The sequence below is a fragment of the Enterococcus sp. S53 genome, assembly GCF_016516865.1.
Classification (GTDB): Bacteria; Bacillota; Bacilli; order Lactobacillales; family Enterococcaceae; genus Enterococcus_D; species Enterococcus_D innesii.
The window spans coordinates 16,263-38,552 of record NZ_JACVUH010000017.1 but is presented as its reverse complement, the minus strand read 5'-3'; the positions used below and the strand labels follow the sequence as shown (position 1 = coordinate 38,552).

The following is a 22,290-nucleotide window of genomic DNA, read 5'->3' as shown; positions in this document are numbered from 1 at the left end:
GCAGGCGGTTAGTTCGTTTTCAGGCAAAAGTTGGATTAGATGACACAGCTTTCACATTGGTTGCTGCCGATCTCTTCTGCATCATCTGTAAAGGTCCGTACATAGTAGATCGATTTGATGCCTTTGTGGAAAGCGTAGTGACGCAAGATGTTCAAATCACGGGTGGTTTGTTTTGTCGTTTCTTTCCATTCGTAAAGACCTTCTGGAATATCTGAACGCATAAACAAGGTCATACTCATCCCTTGATCGACGTGTTTTTGAGCAGTTGCGTAAACATCGATCACTTTGCGCATATCCATATCGTAGGCTGATTTGTAGTAGCCGATCGTCTCATTGCTCAAGTAAGGTGCTGGATAATAGATCTTGCCGATTTTCTTTTCTTGGCGTTCTTCGATCATCCGAGTGATCGGGTGGATGCTGGCACTCGTATCATTAATATAAGAGATCGAACCATTTGGTGCAACGGCTAAGCGGTTTTGGTGATACAAGCCGGTTTCTTTGACGGTTTGTGCCAAGGCTGCCCAATCTTCACCAGTTGGTAAAAAGACGCCTTCAAACAATGCTTTGACTTTTTCCGATTTTGGTTGGTAGTCACCTTGGATATAATCGGTGAAGTAGCTGCCATCTGCATAAGCTGATTTTTCAAAGTTATGGAAAACTTCGCCTTTTTCTTTGGCGATGGCATTGCTTTCAACCAATGTCCAATAGTTCAACAACATGAAATAAAGATCAGTAAATTCAAGAGATTCTGGTGAACCATATTCCATTTGATTTTTTGCAAAATAGGTATGCAAGCCCATTGCGCCTAAACCGATCGTGTGGTTCAAGGCATTCCCATTTTGGATCGATGGTACCACGTCAATGTCAGACGCATCAGTAACGAAGGTCAAGGCACGAGTCATTGCTCGAACAGATTTCCCAAAGTCAGGGCTGTCCATCAAGTTCACGATATTGGTGGAACCTAAGTTACAGCTGATATCTGTTCCTAAAACCTCGTATTCTTGTTTGCCGTTGATCACAGATGGTGCTTGGACTTGAAGGATCTCGGAACAAAGATTACTCATGATGATCTTGCCATCGATTGGGTTGCTGCGGTTTGCGGTATCGATATTGATGATATAAGGATAACCAGATTCTTGCTGCAATTTAGAAATTTCGTTTTCTAAATCACGGGCTCTGATTTTGGTTTTGCGAATCCGTGGATTCATAACTAAGTTGTCGTATTCCTTGGTGATATCGACATAAGAGAAGGGTACGCCATATTCTTTTTCGACACTGTACGGACTAAAGAGATACATCTCTTCATTTTTACGCGTCAATTCGTAGAATTTGTCAGGTACGATCACACCTAATGATAAGGTTTTGACACGGATTTTTTCATCCGCATTTTCTTTTTTCGCTGATAAAAAGCTGATGATATCTGGGTGGAAGACGTTCAAGTAGACCACGCCAGCCCCTTGCCGTTGACCCAATTGGTTTGAATAGCTGAAGCTATCTTCAAACAATTTCATTACAGGCATTACACCACTTGCTGCACCTTCGTAGCCTTTGATAGGCGCGCCGGCTTCCCGCAAGTTTGATAATGTGATCCCGACACCGCCGCCGATCCGTGAAAGTTGCAGCGCGGAGTTGATCCCACGACCGATCGCGTTCATGTCATCAGTGATTTGGATCAAGAAACAAGAAACCAATTCACCCCGACGTTTGCGTCCTGCATTCAAGAAAGAAGGAGTTGCTGGTTGGTAACGTTGGTAGATCATTTCATCTGCCAAGCTCATGGCTAACTCTTCATTGCCATCCGCAAAGTAAAGGGCGTTGAAAGCGACCCGATCTTCGTAACGTTCTAGATACGCGGTACCATCATTGGTTTTTAGTGCGTATTGTGAATAAAACTTGTAAGCAGCCATAAATGATTTGAAAGTAAAGTGTTGCTCGTCTAAGAATTGATACAAGTCCTCAATAAAAGCAGGACGGTACTTTTTGATAAATTCTTCTTCTAAATAATCATTTTCAATCAAATAATTGATTTTGTCCATTGCAGTCGCAAAGGTTAAGGTGTTTGGTTCAACGTTTTCTTTAAAGAATGCCGCTAGGGCTTCTTTGTCTTTATTTAATGGAATTTGACCATCTACTGGACGGTTGATCTCATTATTCAATTTGAAATAACTGACATCTTTGATTTCTTTCAAGCTCATAAATGGCTAACCTCTTTTCTTGTTTTGTTCGTATAAAAAAGGACTTGCGGTCTGGACGACTGACAAATCCCTCAAAAGCATCACATTGAGAAAAATCTTAGCTCGCTAATTGACGTAGTTGATCTGGACGGAAACCGATGATCGTTTGCGCATCAGAGGTAATGACTGGCACACTTTGGAATCCTTGTTCTTTCAAAAATTCTAATGCTTCAGGCTCATTATCGATATTGATTTCTTCAAAGGCAATCTGATTTTCACTTAAAAAGCGTTTCGCCATTTTACATTGCATGCAGTTGTTTTTAGAAAATAGTTTGATATTCATAATTGTTTCCTCCGAGTTGTAATAGTTATAAACCTAGTATAAATAAGTCTCGGAGAAAGTCAACGAAAAAACACTATATCTTGTGCTTGTGAATTCGACATACACAATTTATAGTGTTTCTGTGTTTTTTATGCAAATGAAAAAAGCGGAAAATACGTAGAATTACAAGGTTTTTGCGTAATTATTAAAGGGGATATGCAATCAAAATGAGTAAAAAAAATCTCCATTGTGAAGGGAAATTCAAAGTTAAGTCGAAAACAGATTGACTTCCTGTGGAAATGGCTCTATTATAATGATAATCATTCTCAATTAAAGTAGGTTAATTAAAACAACACTTCACAAAAGGAGTAAGAACCAATGAAAATGGCGCAAACTCGGGCTTCTGGGACATACAAAATCGACTCGTTGGCAACCACCAAAGAAATCACGGCTCATTTAAACGATCTTGGCATTCGCACGGGCGTTGACATCGTTGTGGTACAAAAAGATCGCAAAGGCGGCATCATTTTGCACCAGGGAACGCGGATTGCTTTAGATGCAAGGGTCATGGAACAAATCGATGTCACAGAGATCCAGCAGCAAACCGTCATTACCTCTTTAGATCAGCTACAAGTCGGTGAAAGCGGGAAGGTCAATCAGATTGGTGCAAAAGGTGCTTTGCGCCGTCGTTTGATGGATATGGGTCTTACGAAAAACGTACATTTGGAAGTAGTGAAACTGGCTCCATTGGGTGATCCAATGGAGATTCGGCTCCGCGGCTATGAATTGTCTTTGAGAAAGCAAGAAGCAGCGTTGGTTTTTGTCGAAAAAGGAGTCGAAACGGTATGACCTATCACTTTGCATTAGCAGGAAATCCCAATAGCGGGAAAACAAGTACTTTCAATCAATTGACTGGTGCCAAACAAACAGTGGGCAATTGGCCGGGTGTCACCGTAGAACGTAAAGCGGGGCGACTGAGAAAAGACCGGCACGTGTTGATCCAAGATCTGCCCGGGATCTATTCCTTGTCGCCTTATACGCCGGAAGAACTGATTTCCCGCAATTATTTGATGGAAGCATCGCTGGATGCGGTAATCAATATTATTGACGGAACTAATCTTGAGCGAAATCTGTATTTAACCTTGCAATTATTAGAAATGAATGTTCCCACCGTGGCAGCCATCAACATGATCGATCTATTAAAGAAAAAAGGCTTGCAGATCAACTTCGAAAAATTGGCTTACGGATTAGGGATTCCGGTAGTGGGGATCAGTGCTTTGAAACAACGTGGTTTAGCCAAAATGATCGAGGCAGCGAAGCACGCAGTCAACACACAACAGCTCCCTCCCCGCTACGATGATCGTTTAGAAGCTGGCTTGACCGAGATTATGGCGATTTTGCCAGAGACGATCCCTCAGCAACAAAAACGCTGGTTTGCCCTAAAACTCTTTGAAAAAGATGAAGCGATTCAAGCAATGTGTAAACTGACTGATTCCCAGCAAGCAGTCCTTCAGGAGACGATTTCGATTTTAGAGATGATCTTTAAAGACAGCAGTGACGCCATTCTCGTTAATGAGCGCTATGGCTTCATTGAAAAATTGTTGGCGCTGGCAGTCATCAAGGAAACAGATCAGCACTTAGCCTTCAGCGACAAAATCGACCGCGTGTTGACCCATCGCGTATTGGCGCTACCAATTTTTGCCTTCATTATGTGGGGAATCTACTATTTATCGATTCAGACGATTGGCACGATCGGCACCGATTGGGTCAATGATGTATTATTTGGCAGCTGGATACCCGAAACAGCAGCGCACTGGCTAGAACAGCTGCGGGTCGCCCAGTGGCTGCAAGAATTGATTTTGGATGGCATCGTGGCAGGGGTCGGTGCGGTCTTAGGCTTTTTGCCGCAGATTTTCGTGTTGTTTTTTTGCTTGGCTATCTTGGAGGACTGTGGATACATGGCACGGGTGGCATTTGTCATGGACCGGTTGTTTCGCAAATTTGGTCTATCCGGCAAGTCGTTTATCCCTATGTTGATTGCCACAGGCTGCGGCGTGCCGGGGGTGATGGCAAGCCGAACGATTGAAAACGAAAAGGATCGTCGGTTGACGGTGATGGTCACGACCTTCATGCCTTGTTCTGCCAAATTGCCGATCATCGCATTGATCTCCGGAGCCTTTTTCCCTCAGTATAGTTGGGTCGCACCATCGGCCTATTTTGTCGGCATGGGCGCTGTGATTTTTTCAGGGATCGTCTTGAAAAAAACGCCGCTTTTTTCGGGTGATCTGGCACCATTCATTATGGAACTGCCAGCGTATCATTTGCCGCAGCTCACAACGATTTTGAAAAGTGCCTGTGATCGAGCCGTTGCTTTTGTAAAAAAAGCCGGTACGATAATTTTTGTAGCTTGTATCTTTGTCTGGTTTACCTCCAGCTACAACTTTGCCTTGCAGCGGGTCAGTGAAGACCAAAGCATTTTGGCCTTTTTCGGTCGACTTTTGGCGCCGCTTTTTGCTCCCCTAGGCTGGGGAACCTGGCGAGGCGCCGTGGCGACGATCACTGGCTTGGTGGCCAAAGAAAATGTGATCGGCACATTCGGGATTCTCTACGGACAAACCGGTGAGTTGTCAGAAAGTGGTACGGAGATTTGGCAAGTGTTGCGCGGCGATTACACTGCTGTGGCGGCATACTCTTTCCTCGTCTTTAATTTACTATGTGCCCCCTGTTTTGCTGCCATCGGTGCGATCCACCGTGAAATGGGGGACAGCAAGTGGACATGGTTAGCCATTGGCTATCAATGTGGCTTGGCGTACTGCGCCAGTTTGTTGGTCTACCAATTCGGACACGTCATCTTTGAAGGCGGACACCTCACGCTAGGTGTTTTCGCGGCAATAGTCGTTACTGGTCTATTGGTATTTGCTCTGGTGAAGAAACCATTCCGAGGGAGTGCGCCCTTGATCCAAGTCGTAGGAGGCGAAAAATGATTGCTACAGTAATTCTAAGCGGACTGATCTTTGGCTATGGCGGCCGTGTGGTTTACCGTATGGTGAAAAAGGATCATTGTTCTGATTGCCACAGCAGTTGTCCCGTGAAGCATGAGGAAGCAAAGTAGAAAATAGCAGTTGCAAGTAAAAATTCGTGTGAAAATACCTACGGCTAGAAATACAATTAAAACGGTAGATCTATAGCCATGAATAGAGTGTTTGCCTTAAGAAGTTCTTAGTTTATTTAAGAGCTTCTTTTTTTGTGGATGCAAGCAAAAGATCTGTCCATTTTTGGTTCACTTTTTCCTTGATGGAATAAGTTTTGTGAACTGCTCAAGAAGGTTATCGAGAAAAAATGGAGGCTAATAAAAAAAATAGCCAGTATACCTGGTCTTTTTGAGAAGAGCAGTTCACTTAATCTGGAAGCGTGTACAAACATGTGGTCTAAAATCGTCTATTCAGGCCGAAACTTTTCACTTATAGTGTGTGTATAGGAATTATCTCGAGAAATTCTTTACTAAAACCTAAAGAAATTTTTTTAGAAAGGAAATTGTCGTTTGCAAACTACATTATTAACAAAAGAAAACATTTTACTTCAGCAAGAGAGTACCAGTTGGCAAGAAGCAATCAAAAAAGTTGCCCAGCCGTTATTGAGGAATGGCAACGTTACAAAACAGTATGTCGAAGCGATGATTCAATCCGTCTTAGATGCCGGGCCGTATATCGTGCTTATGCCTGGGTTTGCTTTGGCGCATGCCCGATCAGAAGATGGGGTTTGTCGCTTAGGACTAAGTGCGATGACATTAAATACCCCCATCTCATTTGGTTCGCCCAATGATCCAGTGAAAGTCATTTTTTGTTTAGCAGCGATAGACCCGACGAGTCATTTGGAACTGATGGGTGAGTTAGCAGAGGTTTTAGCAAGGGACAGTATCATTGATCGTTTAGCAAATGTGGAGACACCAGAAGCATTTATACAACTATTAGAAGAAACGAGGAGTTAAGATGGGATTTTTTCAAAAAAAGAAAAATGATGCATCGATCCAATCAGATGCAAAGCCTAAGGCGAGTATTGGCAAGAAATATTTGATAGCGGTTGCATGCCGTGCAGGGATGGGGAGTTCAACGTTGCTTCACATAAAAGTAAAATCAGTGATTGAAGAAAACGGCTATCCTATTGAAACAATTCATGGAAATCTAGACGTTCTCATTGGTTTTACCGGCGATGCCTTTATGAGTATGGCAGATATCGCAGCGGAACCTGATTTTCAAAACAAACCTTATGAAGTCATAGGCATTCAAAATATTATGAGTAAAGAAGAGATCCAAGGAAAACTAGAAACATTTCTTGAAACGATGCAAACAAAATAAATTGATGGAGCGAGGAATAAATTGAATGGCAATTTTAGTAATGAACCAATTCAGAAATACTGCTGTGTTGCTAATGATTTTGGCTTTGATCGGGTTACTTGCACAAAGAAAGCCTGCGAAGGAGACCCTGAGCGGTGTCCTCAAAGTGGGCATTGGGTTTATGATTTTTAATATTGGTGGTGGTCATGTAGGAACGATTGCTGCAAATTTCGCCACGTTGTTTCAGACCGCATTTGGTGTTCAAGGGACGGTTCTAGCAGTAGAGCCTGCTACAGCGTTAGCTATGGATGTATATGGTTTTGAAATATCAATGATTATGGGGCTAGGGTTCATATTCGGATTAGTTATTGCGAAATTGACGCCTTTAAAATCAATTTTCTTAACCGGTCAGCATTATCTTTTCTTTGCTGCTGTCATTGGGTTGATTTTTATTTCGAATGGTATGCCCACTTGGGTAACAGTTATCTTTGGTTCTTTGGTGCTAGGTTTTGCAGGAGCAGGGTTGCCCAAATTGGCTCAGAAATATACAGATGAGCTGACAGGTAATGCAGGGGTTGCACTAGGTCACTTTAACTTGATTTTTTACTGGTTCTCAGGTGTCATCGGCAGTGTCATTGGCGGGAAAAATTGGCAAGCAAAGAAAGAGAAAGCAGCCAATCGCGAGCTTCCTGATTTCTTCTCCGTATTCCGAGATTTTGTCTTCTCTGTTGCATTTTTCATGATTATTCTTTTCTACATTGCAACGATCGCAGCAGTTATAAGTGGTCATATGGATGTCGTTCAAGAAATGGCTGGCAACGACTTATGGTTCTTGTATCCGTTGATTCAAGGGTTGCAATTTGCGGCGGGGATGTCTGTACTGATTTATGGTGTGCGTCAATTTATTGCTGAATTAACGGCTGCCTTCGTGGCGATCTCTGAAAAATATATCCCGGGATCAATGCCGGCAGTAGATGTTCCTGTGTTTTTCCAATATGCGCCAACCATGGTTCCTGTCGGTTTTATTACCTCGTTTATAGGTGGGTTAACAGCGACGTTTGCCATGGCTGCTATGGGTTCTCCCGTTGTGCTTTTGCCAGCAGCTGGGATTGCTTTTTTCTCGGGTGGAACCATGGGTGTCTTTGGTTCAATAAGAGGCGGGTTGAAAGGGGCGATCATCGCATCCTTCTTAGGCGGTATTTTGCTGACTGCATTGCCTTTGGTGCTTTTCCCAGCTTTTTCTGAATTAGGCATCACAGACGCTGGATTTCCTCAAATCGACTACAATATTATCGGAATTTTACTAGACAAAATCTTAAAACTATTTAGTTAAACAGTATGATTAGCAAGGAGAAGGATGAATACCATTTCTCCTTGCTATAAGAAAGGAACATCTGTATTGAATGAAAAAAACGTTTTGTTTGCATATAGTACGAATTTAAAAGCCCAAAGCGATGCTCAATTTTATCGGCTTGAAGACGAAGAAGTCTATCAACAGATGGTGAAGGCCAAAGAACTTATTCTCCATGCAGAAAAAAATCATAAGCGCGTTCATGTAACCGGCGTGGGAAAATGTTCCTATGTAGCAGGCTATGCAGCTTCACTTTTCTCATCTGTCGGTACACCCGCCTATTTTTTAGACACAACCGAAACCGTGCACGGATCGGCAGGACAAGTCGTGGCTGGCGATGTAGTGATTGCGATAAGTAATAGTGGGAATACCAAAGAATTAGAATATGCGCTTGCTACCTTAAAAGCTAATGGCGCTGTAATTTTAGCGATAACAGGAAATGAAGATTCTTCCCTAGCTTCCTGTGCTGAAGTCACATTGTCTTCTTATGTTTCCCAAGAAGGGGACTCATTGAATAAACCGCCACGTTCCTCTGTGATTGCCCAAATGATCCAGCTGCAGATTCTGTCGGTGTTGCTGCAAGAAGCAAAAGAAATCAATTTAGAAGATTACCTTAAATGGCATCCAGGGGGAAGCTTAGGAGCAACGACAAAAAAGGAGCTTACACAATGAAAATCAGAGGAATTATACCAGCAATGGTCACACCATTAAATGAGAACGGCATCAATGAAGAGGGCACCAGAAAGCTTGTCAGGCATTTGATTGCTGGTGGTGTCCACGGGTTGTTTATTTTAGGAACCAATGGCGAATTTCATACCTTAAGCAAAGAAGAGAAAATCCAGTTTGCCAAAATCGTTGTCGATGAAGTATCGGGCAGAGTACCAGTATTTGCAGGTGCCGGAGACATCGCAACGAATAAAGTGATTGAATTAGTAAATGAGTTTGCAAAAATCGGCGTTGATGCTGCTTCCATCATAACGCCATATCTTTTGAAGTATACCGATGAGGAGCTGATTCATCATTACCGTGTGATTGCTGAGCAAACGACATTACCAATCATTTTGTACAATATTCCGCCAAATACTAGAAATTTCATCAATCGTCATGTTTTCTCGGAATTACTCAAAATTGACTCGATTATTGGGATAAAAGATTCAAGCGGTGATCTAGAAAACTTCAAGGGCTATCTTGAATTAAATCATCGAGAGGATTTCTCTTTGCTGATGGGAAGCGACTCTAAGATTTTAGAAGCGCTACAGTTAGGAGCAGATGGCTCTGTGGCTTCAACCGCAAATGTTGTGACGAAAACAGATGTGGCGATCTATGAACAATTTGTAGCTGGAAACATAGAACAAGCGCGGCAAGCACAAGCAAGTATTGATGATTTTAGAGAGGCCTGCAAACTCTCGACAATCCCGGCCGGTTTAAAGTATTGTCTGAGGACAATTGGGCAAGACGTGGGCTTACCGAAATTGCCTGTGCTAGATCTTACTAAAGAAGAAAAGCAGCAGGTAGATCAAGTGCTTCAAAAATATGTACAAGCGGAAGGATTTACATTGAAAGTAGAACAGTAGGCTGCAGAAATGGGGGAACATTGATGGTAAAAATTGACTATAGGACGAGAAAGATGATGATGGCTCTGATTGAAAAACCGACCATCAGTTACGATTATCTTCAGCGGAATTATTCTATGAACCGCACTCAAATAGAGTATACCATTGATAAAATCAACCAGTTTCTATCTGCCCAAAAACTACCACTTAGCGTGAATAAGGAAAGTGTGATTCGACTTCCTGAAAAAAGCAAGGAATATTTGTTGGAGTCATTTTTACGTGAGCGTATGTTTAAATATTATGAGATGAGTTCAAAAGAACGAGGAAAATATATCTTTTTGACGCTCTTTTACTACGAGAAAGACTATCTGTCGGTCAACCATTTTTTAGATGCGTTAAAAATCGGCAAAACAACCTTTATGAGTGATCTGCGTAAATTACAAGCGGAATTGCAGGGGTATGATATTTCAATCAGTTACTCGAGAAAAGAGGGGTATCACTTAACAGGTGATGAACTGATGATTCGTTACGCTTTATTTCGAATGATTTTGGAAGATGTGACTAGCAAGGACGATGATTTTATTTACCGTTACTTTATTCATAATGAACGAATACAATTGGCGGATGATCAGGACACCTATCTTTCTCTTCTTTTAGAAAAACATGCGATAGAGTTAGTTGAAAATAGGTTGATTGAATTGAACTATATCCTTATTTTTTTATACCCAAGAATGGGCTTGAATGAATTTGATCTAAAGACCTTTTCTAATGATCATGAGTTAGTAAAAATGAAGGAGTACCGTTTTGCTGAAGAAGTTTTAGAAAACGCAGGGGTGATGAATAGTATAGAAAAGAACTATCTCTGTGGGTGGGTACTGGGAATGGCATTAGGGAATGAAAAGGAATGGCTTCAAGGAAATTTGGTCATCATTGACTTGGTAGAAAGAATTGTCGAGCGATTTGAATTGCTTTCAGGTATTCGTTTCAAGGATAAACACTCTGTCATCAAGCAATTATATAGTCATTTTCGACCGACCTATTTCCGAATGCTGTTTCGATTACCGATCATCAATCCTATGCAGGAGAAAATTTTTGAAAAATATAATGACCTTTATCAGATCGTAAAAGAAACCTTGAGACCAATCAGTGATAGTTTTGATTCAAAGCTTCCAGATGAAGAAGTAGCCTTTTTAACCATGCACTTTGCGCTTTTGATCAGGAATTCTGAAGAATATATGGTGCAACAAAAAGTGGGGGTCGTTGTTTGCCCAAATGGTATTGGAAGCTCAGCAATCATTTACAATGAATTAAAGGAAATCTTTCCCTCTTTTATCTTATTGGGACCGATTGAAACAAGCGAACTACATTCATTTGATCAGTCGTACGATATCATTTTTACGACAAAACCCAACTTTCAACTTTATCCGTTAAAAAAACCGATTTTTGTAGTAAACCCGATCATGTCTTACGAGGAACGAACCCAGTTATTTTTAGATGTCAAATTTGAAACCAGTACAAGTATCAAGCCCAATACTGTTACGATCGACGGCTTGATGCAAATTATTCAACAATATTCAACAGTTACTAGCGAGTCAGCTCTGCGACATCATCTAGAGAAATTTGTACAAGAGACCTGCTCGCCAACGGCATCTATCATGTCTCAAAAAGAGAAAAAGTCAAAAGAACCTGCAATGCTGTTGGATATGATGCGTCCAGAATTGATACAATTAAACAAAAAAGTCAGAACGTGGGAAGAGGCCTTTTATCTCGCAGCCAATCCATTGATTGAAAGAAAGATCATCACTAGAAATTACATCGATTCGATCATTCAACAAACCCGATCAGAAGGCGCTTATATGGTGATATTCGATCAAGTTGCCTTACCGCATACGGTTCCTGAAGCAGGTGCAAAAAAACTTGGCATGGGATTGACAACGTTAGAATCTGAAGTATATGTCTTGGGAACGATTCCTGTAAAGTACATCTTTACCCTTTCTGCGTTAGACAGCAAGCAGCATCTAAATGCGATGACTCAGTTTATTACCCTTATTGAATCCAAAGATTTTTTTCAAGAATTAGAAAAACATGAATGTCCGGAAACAGTTTATCAATGGTTTGTAGAGCTTTTACGTACAGGGGATACGGAGTCCATATATGATCGGAAGTCTATCATTCATGATGAATGAGAAGAATCCTTAGCTAAAAATCGTAGCCTAAGATACTAAATGATACAAGACCTTAGACAACACAGACCTGCAGGAATGATTTTAGAGGAATCCACTGCTAAGAGATGTGTGAAACAGTTCGATTACGATCGGGCTGTTTTTTTATGCTTTGTAAAATGACCTATTAAAGGGCTGATAAGTATAGTATAATTATTTAATAAAAAGATATTATTTAGTGGGACTCGCAGAGAAGGAAGCAGGGAATCTAGGTAGAACGTAAACGAAGATAGGTTTTTGATAAAGCAGAGTGAAAGGGTGAGGGTATGAGACAACAACGAAGACGGGAGCGTCAGAAAAGGCAGCGGATCATTGCGGGGTTAAGTGTAGCGCTGCTGGCAATCACACTTGGAGTGATTTATCTAGTGATTCAAGCGATAGGTATCCCCGAACAGCGTCTTACAGCAGAGTCGACAAAACCGACAAAAACAATGCAAGAAACAAGTAGTTCTACCGAAACAAAGCCAGCAATAAAAACTATCACAGTGACAGCTAGTGGTGATATGCTTTATCATACACCTGTTTATTTAAGCGCTTACGACGGAAAGCGTTATGATTTTGACAACGATTTTGAGCAGGTCAACCCGTTGATTGCATCGGCGGACCTTGCTTTAGGTGATTTTGAAGGAACCATCAATCCTAATAAACCGCTCGGCGGTTTTCCCTTATTCAACGCCCCTATCGATGCTGTTGCCAGCATCAAAGACGCGGGCTTTGATGTGATCGATCTTGCCCATAACCATATTTTAGATACGGGGATCGAAGGAATCAAAACGACGGCGGCTGCTTTTCACGACCAAGGCTTGGCAACGATTGGTGTCACGGTCGACAACAGTGGAATCCTGGTCAAAGAAGTCAACGGGATCAAAGTTGCTCTCTTGGCCTATGCCTACGGCTTCAATGGCCTTGAAGAAAGCTTAACTCAAGCAGAGTATGATACCTACTTGAAAGACTTGTCGTTAGATAAAGTGGAAGCAGAGATCAAAGAAGCGGAAAGCTTGGCGGATATCACCATCGTGATGCCTCAGTCTGGTGTTGAGTATTCTTTAGAACCAACGGAAGAACAACAAACTGTTTATCGGAAGATGATCGATTTTGGTGCTGATATTATCTTCGGCGGCCATCCGCATGTAGCAGAACCAACCGAAATCATCGAAAAGGACGGCGAAAAGAAATTTATCATTTACTCAATGGGGAACTTACTGTCGAATCAACGTTATGAAACCGTCAATGACAACTATTGGACCGAACGAGGCGTCATTCCAGAAGTTGAAATCTCCAAAGAAGGGCAGCGAACCTATTTAAGCCAGATTGCCTTGCATCCAACTTGGGTCTCCAAAGAACCAATCCCTGATCGTACCTATTATGATCCAGAATACGGCGTCTTGCAGGCCTTTGATTTTCAAGTCTGCCTTGCTGAAGATTATCTGCCAGATGGGCGATATGCCAAAAATGTCCCTGAAGAAAAGCGCCAGCGAATCGAAACCGTCTACCATGAAATGCTGGAGCTGTTGGATTTGAAGTGGGAGCAGTGATGAGAAACTCAAAATGGCAAATACGGCAATCTGACAATGGTTGTTTTTTATAGGTTATCGAAAAAACGAATTATGAAATGAACGTTGGGCTTTCCCACAAAACATGACACCATATCAGTATTTATGAACAAAAAATGACACCTCAAGCGGACAAAAATAAGTAATAATGTCAACATAAAGCATTCAGAAATGAGTCCGAATGGATTCAGTAAATGATTTCTGAATAAATGGGGAATGAAAGCAGGATGTGTCATGAGAATTATTATACTGACAAAAAACATATCATATGAGATTGATTTGCAGCGGGAGCTACAGATGTTGAGTCATGAAGTATTCGTAGGGAGAACTACGGAAGAGGAAGAATGGTTGATAGAAAGCGCCAAGTTATTTGACTGTTTATTTGTCAGTGAAACAATTGCTGATCCAGAATTTTTATTGATCAATCAGACATTGGCTCCTTATTATCAACAGCGGATCGTCCGCATCTTGGCAGGGGATCGTGAACAAGAAGGTATGATTGAAAAAGCTGAGAATGCCACGTACCTGAATCGCTCTTTTGTCGAGCTGAGAGAATTTTTAGCAGCATTACCACCAAATAGTCGTAAATTAGAAAAAGCATCCGTCACAAAAGAATCCTTTCCTAAGTTTCTTAGTCTGCAAGAACAGATTTTTTTTAACAATTTAGGAGAAGAACAATTCATCAACCGGGAAGATTTGTGTTGGAAAATTTGGGGGAATGGTGGAACGAACTCAAGAAAATCCCAGTTGTCGATATTAGCGAAACGCATCAATGAAAAACTAGATGAATACGACTATACTGAAAAGCGGGTGCGAACCGCTTGGGGCAAAGGCTATATTTTACAATAAAAAGAACCAATGTGTGATAAGAAGTGTATTGAAGCTTTTTCTATCAAGAGTAAACCTCTTTAAATCAGTCTATTTTGTAGAAGCGACTCTGTTTTCAAATTGAGTCGTTTTTTTATATAAAAACATTAGTATTAAATGAGTGATGGTATTGAAAATTATGATAATGCTTTTTTTTAGTGTTAAAATAGAGATAATCAGTAATGAAAAGGAATACTGCAGGATTTAAAAAGTGCTTGGTAGAAAAGTGTTGTAGTATCTTTCAGAGGAGGAAATGGCGTGAAGAAGATTGAGTGTGTGATATTTGATTTGGACGGAACTTTATTGGATTCAAAAGAGTGCAGTGTTAAGGCAACAAAAGCGGCTTTTACAGAGATGGGACTCAAAGTACCCAGTGAAGTAGTCATTGAACATTATATGGGGATACCGATCGAAGAATCATTTTTTAAAATGTCAGAACAGCCATTAGATCAAGAAATCGCAGCGGAATTGATTCAGATTTTTCGTGCCTATTACCAAACATATGAAGAAAGTACCTTGAAAGTATTTCCTGAAATTCCCCATATCTTAGAGATTTTAAATAAACGAAAGGTTCCTTGTTTCGTCGTTTCAAGTAAGAAGACAGCAGTCGTCAAACGAAACTTGGCTGCTCAGGATCTTGTGGATTTCTTTGAGGAAATCATCGGCTCAGATGCGGTGTCCCACTACAAGCCTCATCCAGAAGGAATCAATCAATTAGTAACGCAGTATCAGTTTGATCCGACCAAGACGATCATGGTAGGAGATGCTATTTTTGATATTCAGATGGGCAAAGCAGCTGGTGTCAAAACCATCGCCGTAACGTGGGGCAGCCACAATGCAAAAAAACTTTCTGCCGAAAAACCAGATGCTGTGGCAGAGACACCGCAGGAGATTTTAGATTATATTTATGCTTGATCCATTTTTACTGACACTGTCCCAAAGTCCATACTATTTTTGACCTGTAGAGTGATAAAATAGTATGGACTGAACGTCTTCTTCCAACAAAATATTTAAGGTTTCGACCAATGATCGATAGATTCGATTATTGGTTTTTTTGGTATGTATAGGGGGTGTCTTTGTTCCTTGAAGCAACAACTTTAGCTATCTGTTGATTTTTATCGATATTGTAGTCATTTTCTTTTTACTAGAACCGATCTAGTTTCGTTCGAGCACTACTTTTTAGTAGAAGGAGACGAGTTGTCCGCCACTTTTTCACTCTTATTTCTCTTATTTAATAAAAAGTAATTATAAGAGGACACGAAAGGGAAACTATAATAGGAGTAACTGATTTTCTTAACGTGTCTGCACTGGTAAGAGCTAAGGACCCAATCACTTTTAGTCGTTTTTGGACAGCTAAGCTTCAATTTGTCTGAGCGAATAAAAACACCTAGCGGAAGAAAATCAAAGCGAGCAGAAGTGATAGCGCTACTTTCACCGAAAAAAACATAGATGTAAAGGAGTAAGGATATGATATCAGAAAATATCAAGGAACCGAAAGACTATTTGTGTTATTCAAAAGAAGTGTTGCTAAGTGTAGGGGTAGTGACTGATTATCCAAAAATCTTCCATTATTATCAAGAACTCTGTGATGAATTTGAGCACATTTACTATGATCAATCAAAGAGTTTATTTGTTCAGCTCAAAGCACTTCTAGCAATAGATGCGCAGATTCAAATTTTACTGGAACTTTTTGAAAATAGTAGAACAAACTTATGCCAAGAGTTTTGTATGGATGAGCATGAAATAATTTGTATGATCAAAAATGATAAAAAATCTTATTATCGCGAGCTTACAGGCCAAAAAAACAATCAACTACCAAAATGGAGCTTAATTTATTTAAGTGAGGAGTAAGCACAATTTAGGAAAATTCAACCATCTCAAGAAAAAACACATGGAGTAATAGCGTGATGAACACGGAGTAAAGGAATAGAAAGAGCGACCACAATAACAGAATCCCATCTTATGATCAATTAAAATAGTCTAGCGCACTTTCCTTGTGATTTGTTATACTAAATCTAAGTAGCTGATCTTGACATCTTGTATTCGGCAAGTACGTTCATGTGAGCGCTTTATTGATTGAGTGAGAAAAGAGGGAAAGAAATGACGAAAAAAATTGTCTTTTTAGATGTAGATGGAACATTATGTGATGACGCGGGGAACGTACCAGAAAGTGCACGCCAAGCGATCACAGCGGCACATAAGAAGGGACATGAGTTTTTCTTATGTACCGGTCGTTCAAAAGCCGAAATCACAGAAGATGTACTGACCCTGCCCTTAAGCGGAATGATTGGTGCCGGCGGCGGTTATTGTGAGGTGCACGATGAGGTGATTTTACACAAAGTTTTTGAAAAAGAAGCTTTATTAAGATTGGTCGATTTCTTAAAAGAAAACCAAATCGAATATTATTTAGAATCGAATCAAGGATTATTTGCAAGTACCAATCTACGAAATCGCTTGCTGGAGATCGTCTTGGCAGGTGAGCCTGTTGAAAGTGAAGCAGGAAAACAACGCGTTCAAACTATTCAGTGGTTCCTTGACTTACTGATTGAGGACGAAGCGAAAATTGATTATGATGACGTGAATAAAGTTTCCTTTATCAATCATTCGATTCCTTATGAACGGGTCCATGACCAATACCACCATCAATTCCAAATGATTCGCAGTACGGTACCTGTTTTTGGCAAAGACAGTGGCGAGATCGGCATCAAGAATATCCATAAGAAAACAGCTATCGATTTTCTCTTGAACCATCTAGGGATCGATAACAAAGATACATTGGCGTTTGGTGACGGCCATAATGATGTCGAAATGTTTGAAGCTGTTGCGACAGGAATTGCGATGGGCAATGCCTGTGAACAGCTATTGGCAGTAGCTGACGAGGTGACGGCTCGACCAGAAGACGGCGGGATTGCGCAAGCGTTACAAAAGCACGGTCTTGTGTAGCCACCAAAAAGCATGTCCAGCACATGCTTTTTTATGCTAGTCAGGTTTCATAAAGACGATGGGAAACACCTTTTTTGTTATTTTGAATAAGTATGAAAAAAAGACTTGTTCTATAATGAAGAGGAAAGCACGTGTCTAGTAAAGGTATTTCGCAAGACTGTATAAGAATGAATGGGTGAATGCCCAAGCTACTGTTTATAGAAAATAGTAAAGGACCAAAACAAAACGAAGAATCGGTTCGTTTTATTTTGGTCCTTTTTGCAGAGACAGTTCTTTATTAAGAATAATTGCTAGATTTACTTTGAAAAAATCCAGAATATTTCGAAAAATACCATTGCTTATTTATGGCAAAACCATTAGTATTATTAGAAAAACTGATGGTGAACCGATGAAAAAATTTAGTTTTAACAACGGAAAAGCCGGATCAGTGGCATGAAATAGGAGTGATAAGTGTGGAAGAGTTATGGAATGTATTGAAACCAGCCGAACAAGTCGAACTGAAATTAAGAAAATTGTATACGCAGCATCATTTTTCCCCTTATCACTCGAACAACTTTGAAGAGTATCGCAACTATCAGCAAAATGATCAGTTCTTACGTGGTTCTTCCATCATCACGTTTACGGGTACGGATGGTAGGACGATGGCGCTAAAACCCGATGTCACCTTGTCGATTGCCAAAAATACACCGTCTGGAGAAGCCCGTAGAGTGTATTATGTGGAAGATGTCTATCGACAGGATCGTCAAGCAGGGGAATACCAAAAGATCGATCAAATCGGTTTGGAGCTCATTGATCAAATCACGTGGGAAGATCAACTGGAGGTTGTAAAACTGGCTTGGGAAAGTTTGGCTCAGGTGGGAAAAGGGACCTTAGATCTGTCCCATATGGGGATTTTGGATGGCATCTGCCAACGCTTCCCCGAAGCGGATCGACAAAAAGTACTGCACTGCCTGCGAGACAAGAGTTCTCATGGCATGGATGCACTGACTGAAAAAGCTGGCTTGTCAGCAACAGAAGCTGAAAAATTAGCGAAACTGGTACGTTTGTCAGGTGATTTTGAAACCAAGTATCAAAAAGCCAAAGAGCTGCTGGCAGAATATCCGCAAGCTCAAGCTGGTTTAGCAGAACTGAAACAACTGTATCAAGCATTGCAAAAAGAACAACTGTCAGCCTCCATTCGGATAAGGCTGGATTTTTCGATTTTAAATGATGCCGATTATTACAGTGGTTTGCTGTTTCAAGGATTCATCGAAGAAGCAAGAGAGACGATTTTATATGGGGGCCGTTATGATCGCTTGATGAGTCGCCAAGGCAAAGAGCAAGGGGCGATCGGTTTTGGTATGAAACTCAACCATGTAGGGCAAAAGGTGCCGACTGACAACGAAAGTTCAGGCTATTTGAACATTGCGCTACCTAAAGGCCGCATGGGGGATGCCGTATACGATTTGTTCACGAAAGCTGGAGTCGCTGCGCAAGGCGTCTTCAAAGACAATCGCCAACTGATTTTTTGTGATGAAGAAAACAAACTGCGCTTTTTCTTAGTCAAGCCTAGTGATGTGGCAATCTATGTGGAGCACGGAGTGGCGGATATCGGTGTCGTGGGCAAAGATATTTTAATGGAAAGCAAGGCAGAAGTCATCGAGTTTCTTGATTTGCATATGGGGGTCTGCCGTTTGGCAGTAGCGGCGCGTACGGATTTCGAGGAAGACTTCTCCCGCCCGCTGCGGGTCTCTACAAAATATCCGCAGATCACCCGCCAGTTTTATCAAGGATTAGGTCGCTCGGTGGAATTGATCCAACTGCATGGATCCATTGAATTGGCTCCTTTATTAGGTCTCTCCGATGTGATCGTTGACATCGTCGAAACGGGGACGACACTAAAAGAAAATGATTTAGAAGTGATCCAAGACATCGCGCCGTCTTCAGCGCGTTTAGTGATCAACCACGCCACGTGGCGTTTCAAGCAAGAACGTATTCAAACAGTGATTGAGAAGGTGAGGGAGCAATTATGAGAATTTTTTCGACCCAAAAAGATACGATCGAAACGATTGTGGCAAGGAAACAGTCGGAAACGAAGGATGTTTCAACCGTTGTCGCCCAAATCATTGCCCGTGTTCAGCAGCAAGGAGATCAGGCGTTGTTTCAATTAATTGAAGAAATCGATCAAGTGACCTTGTCTTCCTTAACCGTCAGTCCAGGGGAGATAGACGCGGCTGTCCAAGCCGTCTCCCCTGAGCTGCTTGAGGTGATGGAACAGGCAAAAGAAAACACTTTGGCATTTCATCAAAAGCAAGTCCAGCAAGGCTTTGTCTTAACGAAGGAAAATGGTGTTGTGATGGGACAGCGGGTCTTGCCATTAGCAAAAGTCGGGGTCTATGTTCCTGGCGGCACAGCAGCTTATCCTAGTACGGTTTTGATGGATGTCTTGCCGGCAAAAATCGCCGGGGTTAAAAAAATCGTTATGATCACACCGACGGACAGTCAGGGAAAAGTTCCGGCTGCTATCTTAGCGGCAGCTTCCGTTGCCGGAGTGGATGAAATCTACAAAGTCGGTGGGGCCCATGGCGTAGCGGCATTGGCTTATGGAACAGAAACGATTCCCAAAGTCGACAAAATCGTCGGCCCAGGAAATATCTATGTCGCCACAGCGAAAAAAATGGTGTACGGCGAAGTTGATATCGATATGATCGCAGGGCCCAGCGATGTGCTGATCATCGCCGATGCCAGTGCAAATCCTCGCTGGCTGGCGGCGGATCTTTTGGCACAAGCCGAACATGATACGTTAGCGCAAGCCATCTTAGTCACAACAGAAGCAGCCCTGATTGAAGAAGTCCAAGCCGAGCTTGACTTGCAGCTGAAGCAACTGCCCCGTAAAGACATTGCTGCTGCGGCGCTTGAATCTAGCGGAAAGCTGATCCTAGTCAAAGATTTGACCGAAGCACTTACCATTGCCAATCAAATTGCTCCAGAACACCTTGAATTAGCAGTGGCAGATCCTTTTGCTTTGTTGGGACAAGTAGAAAATGCGGGCAGTGTCTTTTTAGGACATCATACACCAGAAGTGCTGGGAGATTATTTTGCTGGACCAAATCATACCCTACCGACGGAAGGGACCGCCCGTTTTTACTCGCCGTTATCCGTGGATGATTTTATTAAGAAAAGCAGCTACTTGTATTACCCAGAAGCAGCCATGAAGGCGGCTGGTCCAGCCATAGCGTTGTTCGCAGAGACCGAAGACTTGATCGGCCATGCCCGTTCGATCAATGTACGAAGAGAGGGAGAAAAATGACCTTTTTACATCAAAAGTATCACAAGCTGACTCCTTATACACCAGGGGAACAAGTAGACGAGCAAGCCGTTATTAAACTGAACACCAATGAAAGTCCTTATCCGCCAGCGCCAAGTGTTCAAGCAGCGGTTGCCGATGCCGCCCACAAGCTAAATCGTTACTCGGATATTGCTGCTGAAGTGGTGACAACCCCTCTGGCTGCTTATCTTGGCGTTACACCAGCCCAGCTGTTTCTCGGTAATGGCAGTGACGAAGTCTTGTCCTATCTCTTTCAAGGCTTCACGGAAAACGGCATCGCCTTTCCCGATGTGACCTATGGGTTTTATCAAGTGTATAGTGTCTTGTACCAAGTCGCTGCCACCGTTGTTCCGCTGCAAGAAGATTTCTCGATCGCGTTAACGGACTACGATTCGCTCAAAGGGACTGTCATTTTTGCCAATCCCAATGCGCCGACTGGGGTTTATCAAGAACAAAGCGAAATTTGTGCCTTTCTAAAACGGCATCCTGATCGCTTAGTGATTGTCGATGAGGCCTATATCGATTTTGGCGGCTCTTCAATGGTTTCTATGATCGATCAATACCCAAATCTCTTAGTCGTGGGGACGTTTTCAAAATCTCGGCAGTTGGCAGGGGCACGCCTAGGCTTTGCGGTTGCTAATGAAGGACTGATCCAAGACTTGAATCGGTTGAAATTTAGCTTGAATCCTTACAATGTCAATAGTTTGACCCAAGCCGCTGGTGCAGCCGTTTTGCAGGAACAAGCGTATGTCGATGAGAAAATCCAAGCAACGATCCAGGTGCGTGAGTGGAGCAAGCAAGCCCTAGCGAAACTCGGCTTTGAGCAGACCGACAGCCAAGGGAATTTTTTGTTTGCAAGGCACCCTGCGATTGCTGGGGAAGAGTTGTATCAGGCACTGAAAGAGCAGAAAATCTTCGTCCGCTGGTTTAATCAGCCCCTCATCAAAGAGTACTTACGGATCACGGTAGGAACGAAGGCCCAGATGGAACGATTGATGACGGTGTTAACAACGATCATAGAAGAGGTGAAGGAATGAGAAAAGCAGAAGTTACCCGTAATACGACTGAAACCAAGATCCACCTGCAGTTGACGATCGATGGTACTGGTCAGCAATCAATCAAGACTGGTGTGGGGTTTTTAGACCACATGCTGGAATTATTTGTCCGCCACGGTCGCTTTGATTTGACGTTGGTTTGTGATGGCGATACAGAAGTAGATGCCCATCACACAACAGAAGACGTTGCCATCGCCATTGGCCGAGCGTTTTCAGAAAGTCTTGGGGAGCGACGAGGCATCAAACGTTATGGTAGTATGCTGCTGCCAATGGACGAAGCCTTAGTCATGACGGCGATCGATATTAGCGGTCGCGGCATGGCAGTCGCAGAATTGGCGATACCGAGTGAAAAAATCGGGCAGCAGTTTGATACGGAATTGGTTGAAGAATTCTTCATTGCTTTTGCCCGTGAATTAGGTGCTACGATCCATCTCCATCAAATCGCTGGCAAAAACAGCCACCACATTGTGGAAGCGTGCTTTAAAGGCTTTGGGCGTGCTTTAGGTGAAGCAGTAGCGATCAATCAAGCAGCCCCAGATGAGATCCCTTCAACCAAAGGGACGATCCAGTGATTCATGAGGGGGAAATGATTACGTATCTTCCACACAG

20 protein-coding genes are annotated in these 22,290 nt (G+C 42.1%); 18 read left to right on the top strand and 2 right to left on the bottom strand.

From position 1 onward, the window contains the following. Positions 1-35 precede the first annotated feature (35 nt). Together nrdE and nrdH are read right to left on the bottom strand one after the other, a co-directional pair. Positions 36-2,195, bottom strand: coding sequence for a class 1b ribonucleoside-diphosphate reductase subunit alpha (nrdE, locus tag IAE45_RS16025; RefSeq protein WP_200126034.1), 2,160 nt, complete (start codon positions 2,193-2,195; stop codon positions 36-38). Positions 2,196-2,292: 97 nt separating this feature from the next. Next, positions 2,293-2,517: a glutaredoxin-like protein NrdH gene (nrdH, locus tag IAE45_RS16020; protein WP_005225182.1), complete on the bottom strand. Its 225-nt coding sequence runs from the start codon at positions 2,515-2,517 to the stop codon at positions 2,293-2,295. Positions 2,518-2,874: 357 nt separating this feature from the next. On the opposite strand from nrdH, the gene IAE45_RS16015 reads away from it, so the two are divergent. From IAE45_RS16015 to hisB, 18 genes are all read left to right on the top strand, one after another. Continuing rightward, positions 2,875-3,345 carry a FeoA family protein gene (locus IAE45_RS16015; protein WP_086293300.1) on the top strand — a complete coding sequence of 157 codons (471 nt, stop codon included), beginning with the start codon at positions 2,875-2,877 and terminating at the stop codon, positions 3,343-3,345. Beyond that, entirely contained in the window at positions 3,342-5,480 is a 2,139-nt protein-coding gene (feoB, locus tag IAE45_RS16010; protein WP_200126032.1) for a ferrous iron transport protein B, read from the top strand. The genes IAE45_RS16015 and feoB overlap by 4 nt, the downstream gene beginning before the upstream one ends. Continuing rightward, entirely contained in the window at positions 5,477-5,608 is a 132-nt protein-coding gene (locus tag IAE45_RS16005; protein WP_005237465.1) for a hypothetical protein, read from the top strand. Before feoB ends, IAE45_RS16005 begins: the two co-directional genes overlap by 4 nt. A gap of 429 nt (positions 5,609-6,037) precedes the next feature. Then, positions 6,038-6,484: a PTS sugar transporter subunit IIA gene (locus tag IAE45_RS16000; RefSeq protein ID WP_200126030.1), complete on the top strand. Its 447-nt coding sequence runs from the start codon at positions 6,038-6,040 to the stop codon at positions 6,482-6,484. Position 6,485: 1 nt separating this feature from the next. Then, positions 6,486-6,851 (top strand): PTS sugar transporter subunit IIB, encoded by a 366-nt coding sequence (locus IAE45_RS15995; RefSeq protein WP_140966256.1) that lies wholly within the window; start codon positions 6,486-6,488, stop codon positions 6,849-6,851. A gap of 25 nt (positions 6,852-6,876) precedes the next feature. Further along, positions 6,877-8,163 carry a PTS ascorbate transporter subunit IIC gene (locus IAE45_RS15990; protein WP_077454019.1) on the top strand — a complete coding sequence of 429 codons (1,287 nt, stop codon included), beginning with the start codon at positions 6,877-6,879 and terminating at the stop codon, positions 8,161-8,163. A gap of 24 nt (positions 8,164-8,187) precedes the next feature. Beyond that, the gene (locus IAE45_RS15985) at positions 8,188-8,853 is read left to right on the top strand and encodes an SIS domain-containing protein (protein ID WP_200126028.1); all 666 of its coding nucleotides are present in this window, start codon (positions 8,188-8,190) and stop codon (positions 8,851-8,853) included. After that, the gene (dapA, locus tag IAE45_RS15980; protein ID WP_200126026.1) at positions 8,850-9,755 is read left to right on the top strand and encodes a 4-hydroxy-tetrahydrodipicolinate synthase; all 906 of its coding nucleotides are present in this window, start codon (positions 8,850-8,852) and stop codon (positions 9,753-9,755) included. Before IAE45_RS15985 ends, dapA begins: the two co-directional genes overlap by 4 nt. A 23-nt stretch (positions 9,756-9,778) precedes the next feature. Continuing rightward, complete coding sequence (locus IAE45_RS15975; RefSeq protein WP_200126024.1) at positions 9,779-11,920, top strand: BglG family transcription antiterminator; 2,142 nt, start codon at positions 9,779-9,781, stop codon at positions 11,918-11,920. A 302-nt stretch (positions 11,921-12,222) separates the two neighbouring features. After that, positions 12,223-13,491, top strand: coding sequence for a CapA family protein (locus tag IAE45_RS15970; protein WP_200126022.1), 1,269 nt, complete (start codon positions 12,223-12,225; stop codon positions 13,489-13,491). A 252-nt stretch (positions 13,492-13,743) separates the two neighbouring features. Beyond that, positions 13,744-14,358 carry a transcriptional regulator gene (locus tag IAE45_RS15965; protein WP_077454014.1) on the top strand — a complete coding sequence of 205 codons (615 nt, stop codon included), beginning with the start codon at positions 13,744-13,746 and terminating at the stop codon, positions 14,356-14,358. Between the two features lie 276 nt (positions 14,359-14,634). Continuing rightward, positions 14,635-15,291, top strand: a complete 657-nt coding sequence (locus IAE45_RS15960; protein WP_200126020.1) for an HAD family hydrolase — start codon at positions 14,635-14,637, stop codon at positions 15,289-15,291. A gap of 552 nt (positions 15,292-15,843) precedes the next feature. Continuing rightward, complete coding sequence (locus IAE45_RS15955; protein WP_195266056.1) at positions 15,844-16,227, top strand: DUF7006 family protein; 384 nt, start codon at positions 15,844-15,846, stop codon at positions 16,225-16,227. Positions 16,228-16,476: 249 nt separating this feature from the next. Beyond that, a complete protein-coding gene (locus tag IAE45_RS15950) occupies positions 16,477-17,319 on the top strand; it encodes a Cof-type HAD-IIB family hydrolase (protein ID WP_200126018.1) in 843 nt (280 codons plus the stop codon). 452 nt (positions 17,320-17,771) lie between these two features. Beyond that, complete coding sequence (gene hisG / locus IAE45_RS15945) at positions 17,772-19,331, top strand: ATP phosphoribosyltransferase (protein ID WP_010747551.1); 1,560 nt, start codon at positions 17,772-17,774, stop codon at positions 19,329-19,331. Next, entirely contained in the window at positions 19,328-20,608 is a 1,281-nt protein-coding gene (hisD, locus tag IAE45_RS15940) for a histidinol dehydrogenase (protein ID WP_200126016.1), read from the top strand. Before hisG ends, hisD begins: the two co-directional genes overlap by 4 nt. Further along, entirely contained in the window at positions 20,605-21,663 is a 1,059-nt protein-coding gene (gene hisC, locus IAE45_RS15935; protein WP_200126014.1) for a histidinol-phosphate transaminase, read from the top strand. Before hisD ends, hisC begins: the two co-directional genes overlap by 4 nt. Then, complete coding sequence (gene hisB / locus IAE45_RS15930) at positions 21,660-22,253, top strand: imidazoleglycerol-phosphate dehydratase HisB (protein ID WP_086293286.1); 594 nt, start codon at positions 21,660-21,662, stop codon at positions 22,251-22,253. Before hisC ends, hisB begins: the two co-directional genes overlap by 4 nt. The last annotated feature ends 37 nt before the right edge of the window (positions 22,254-22,290 follow it).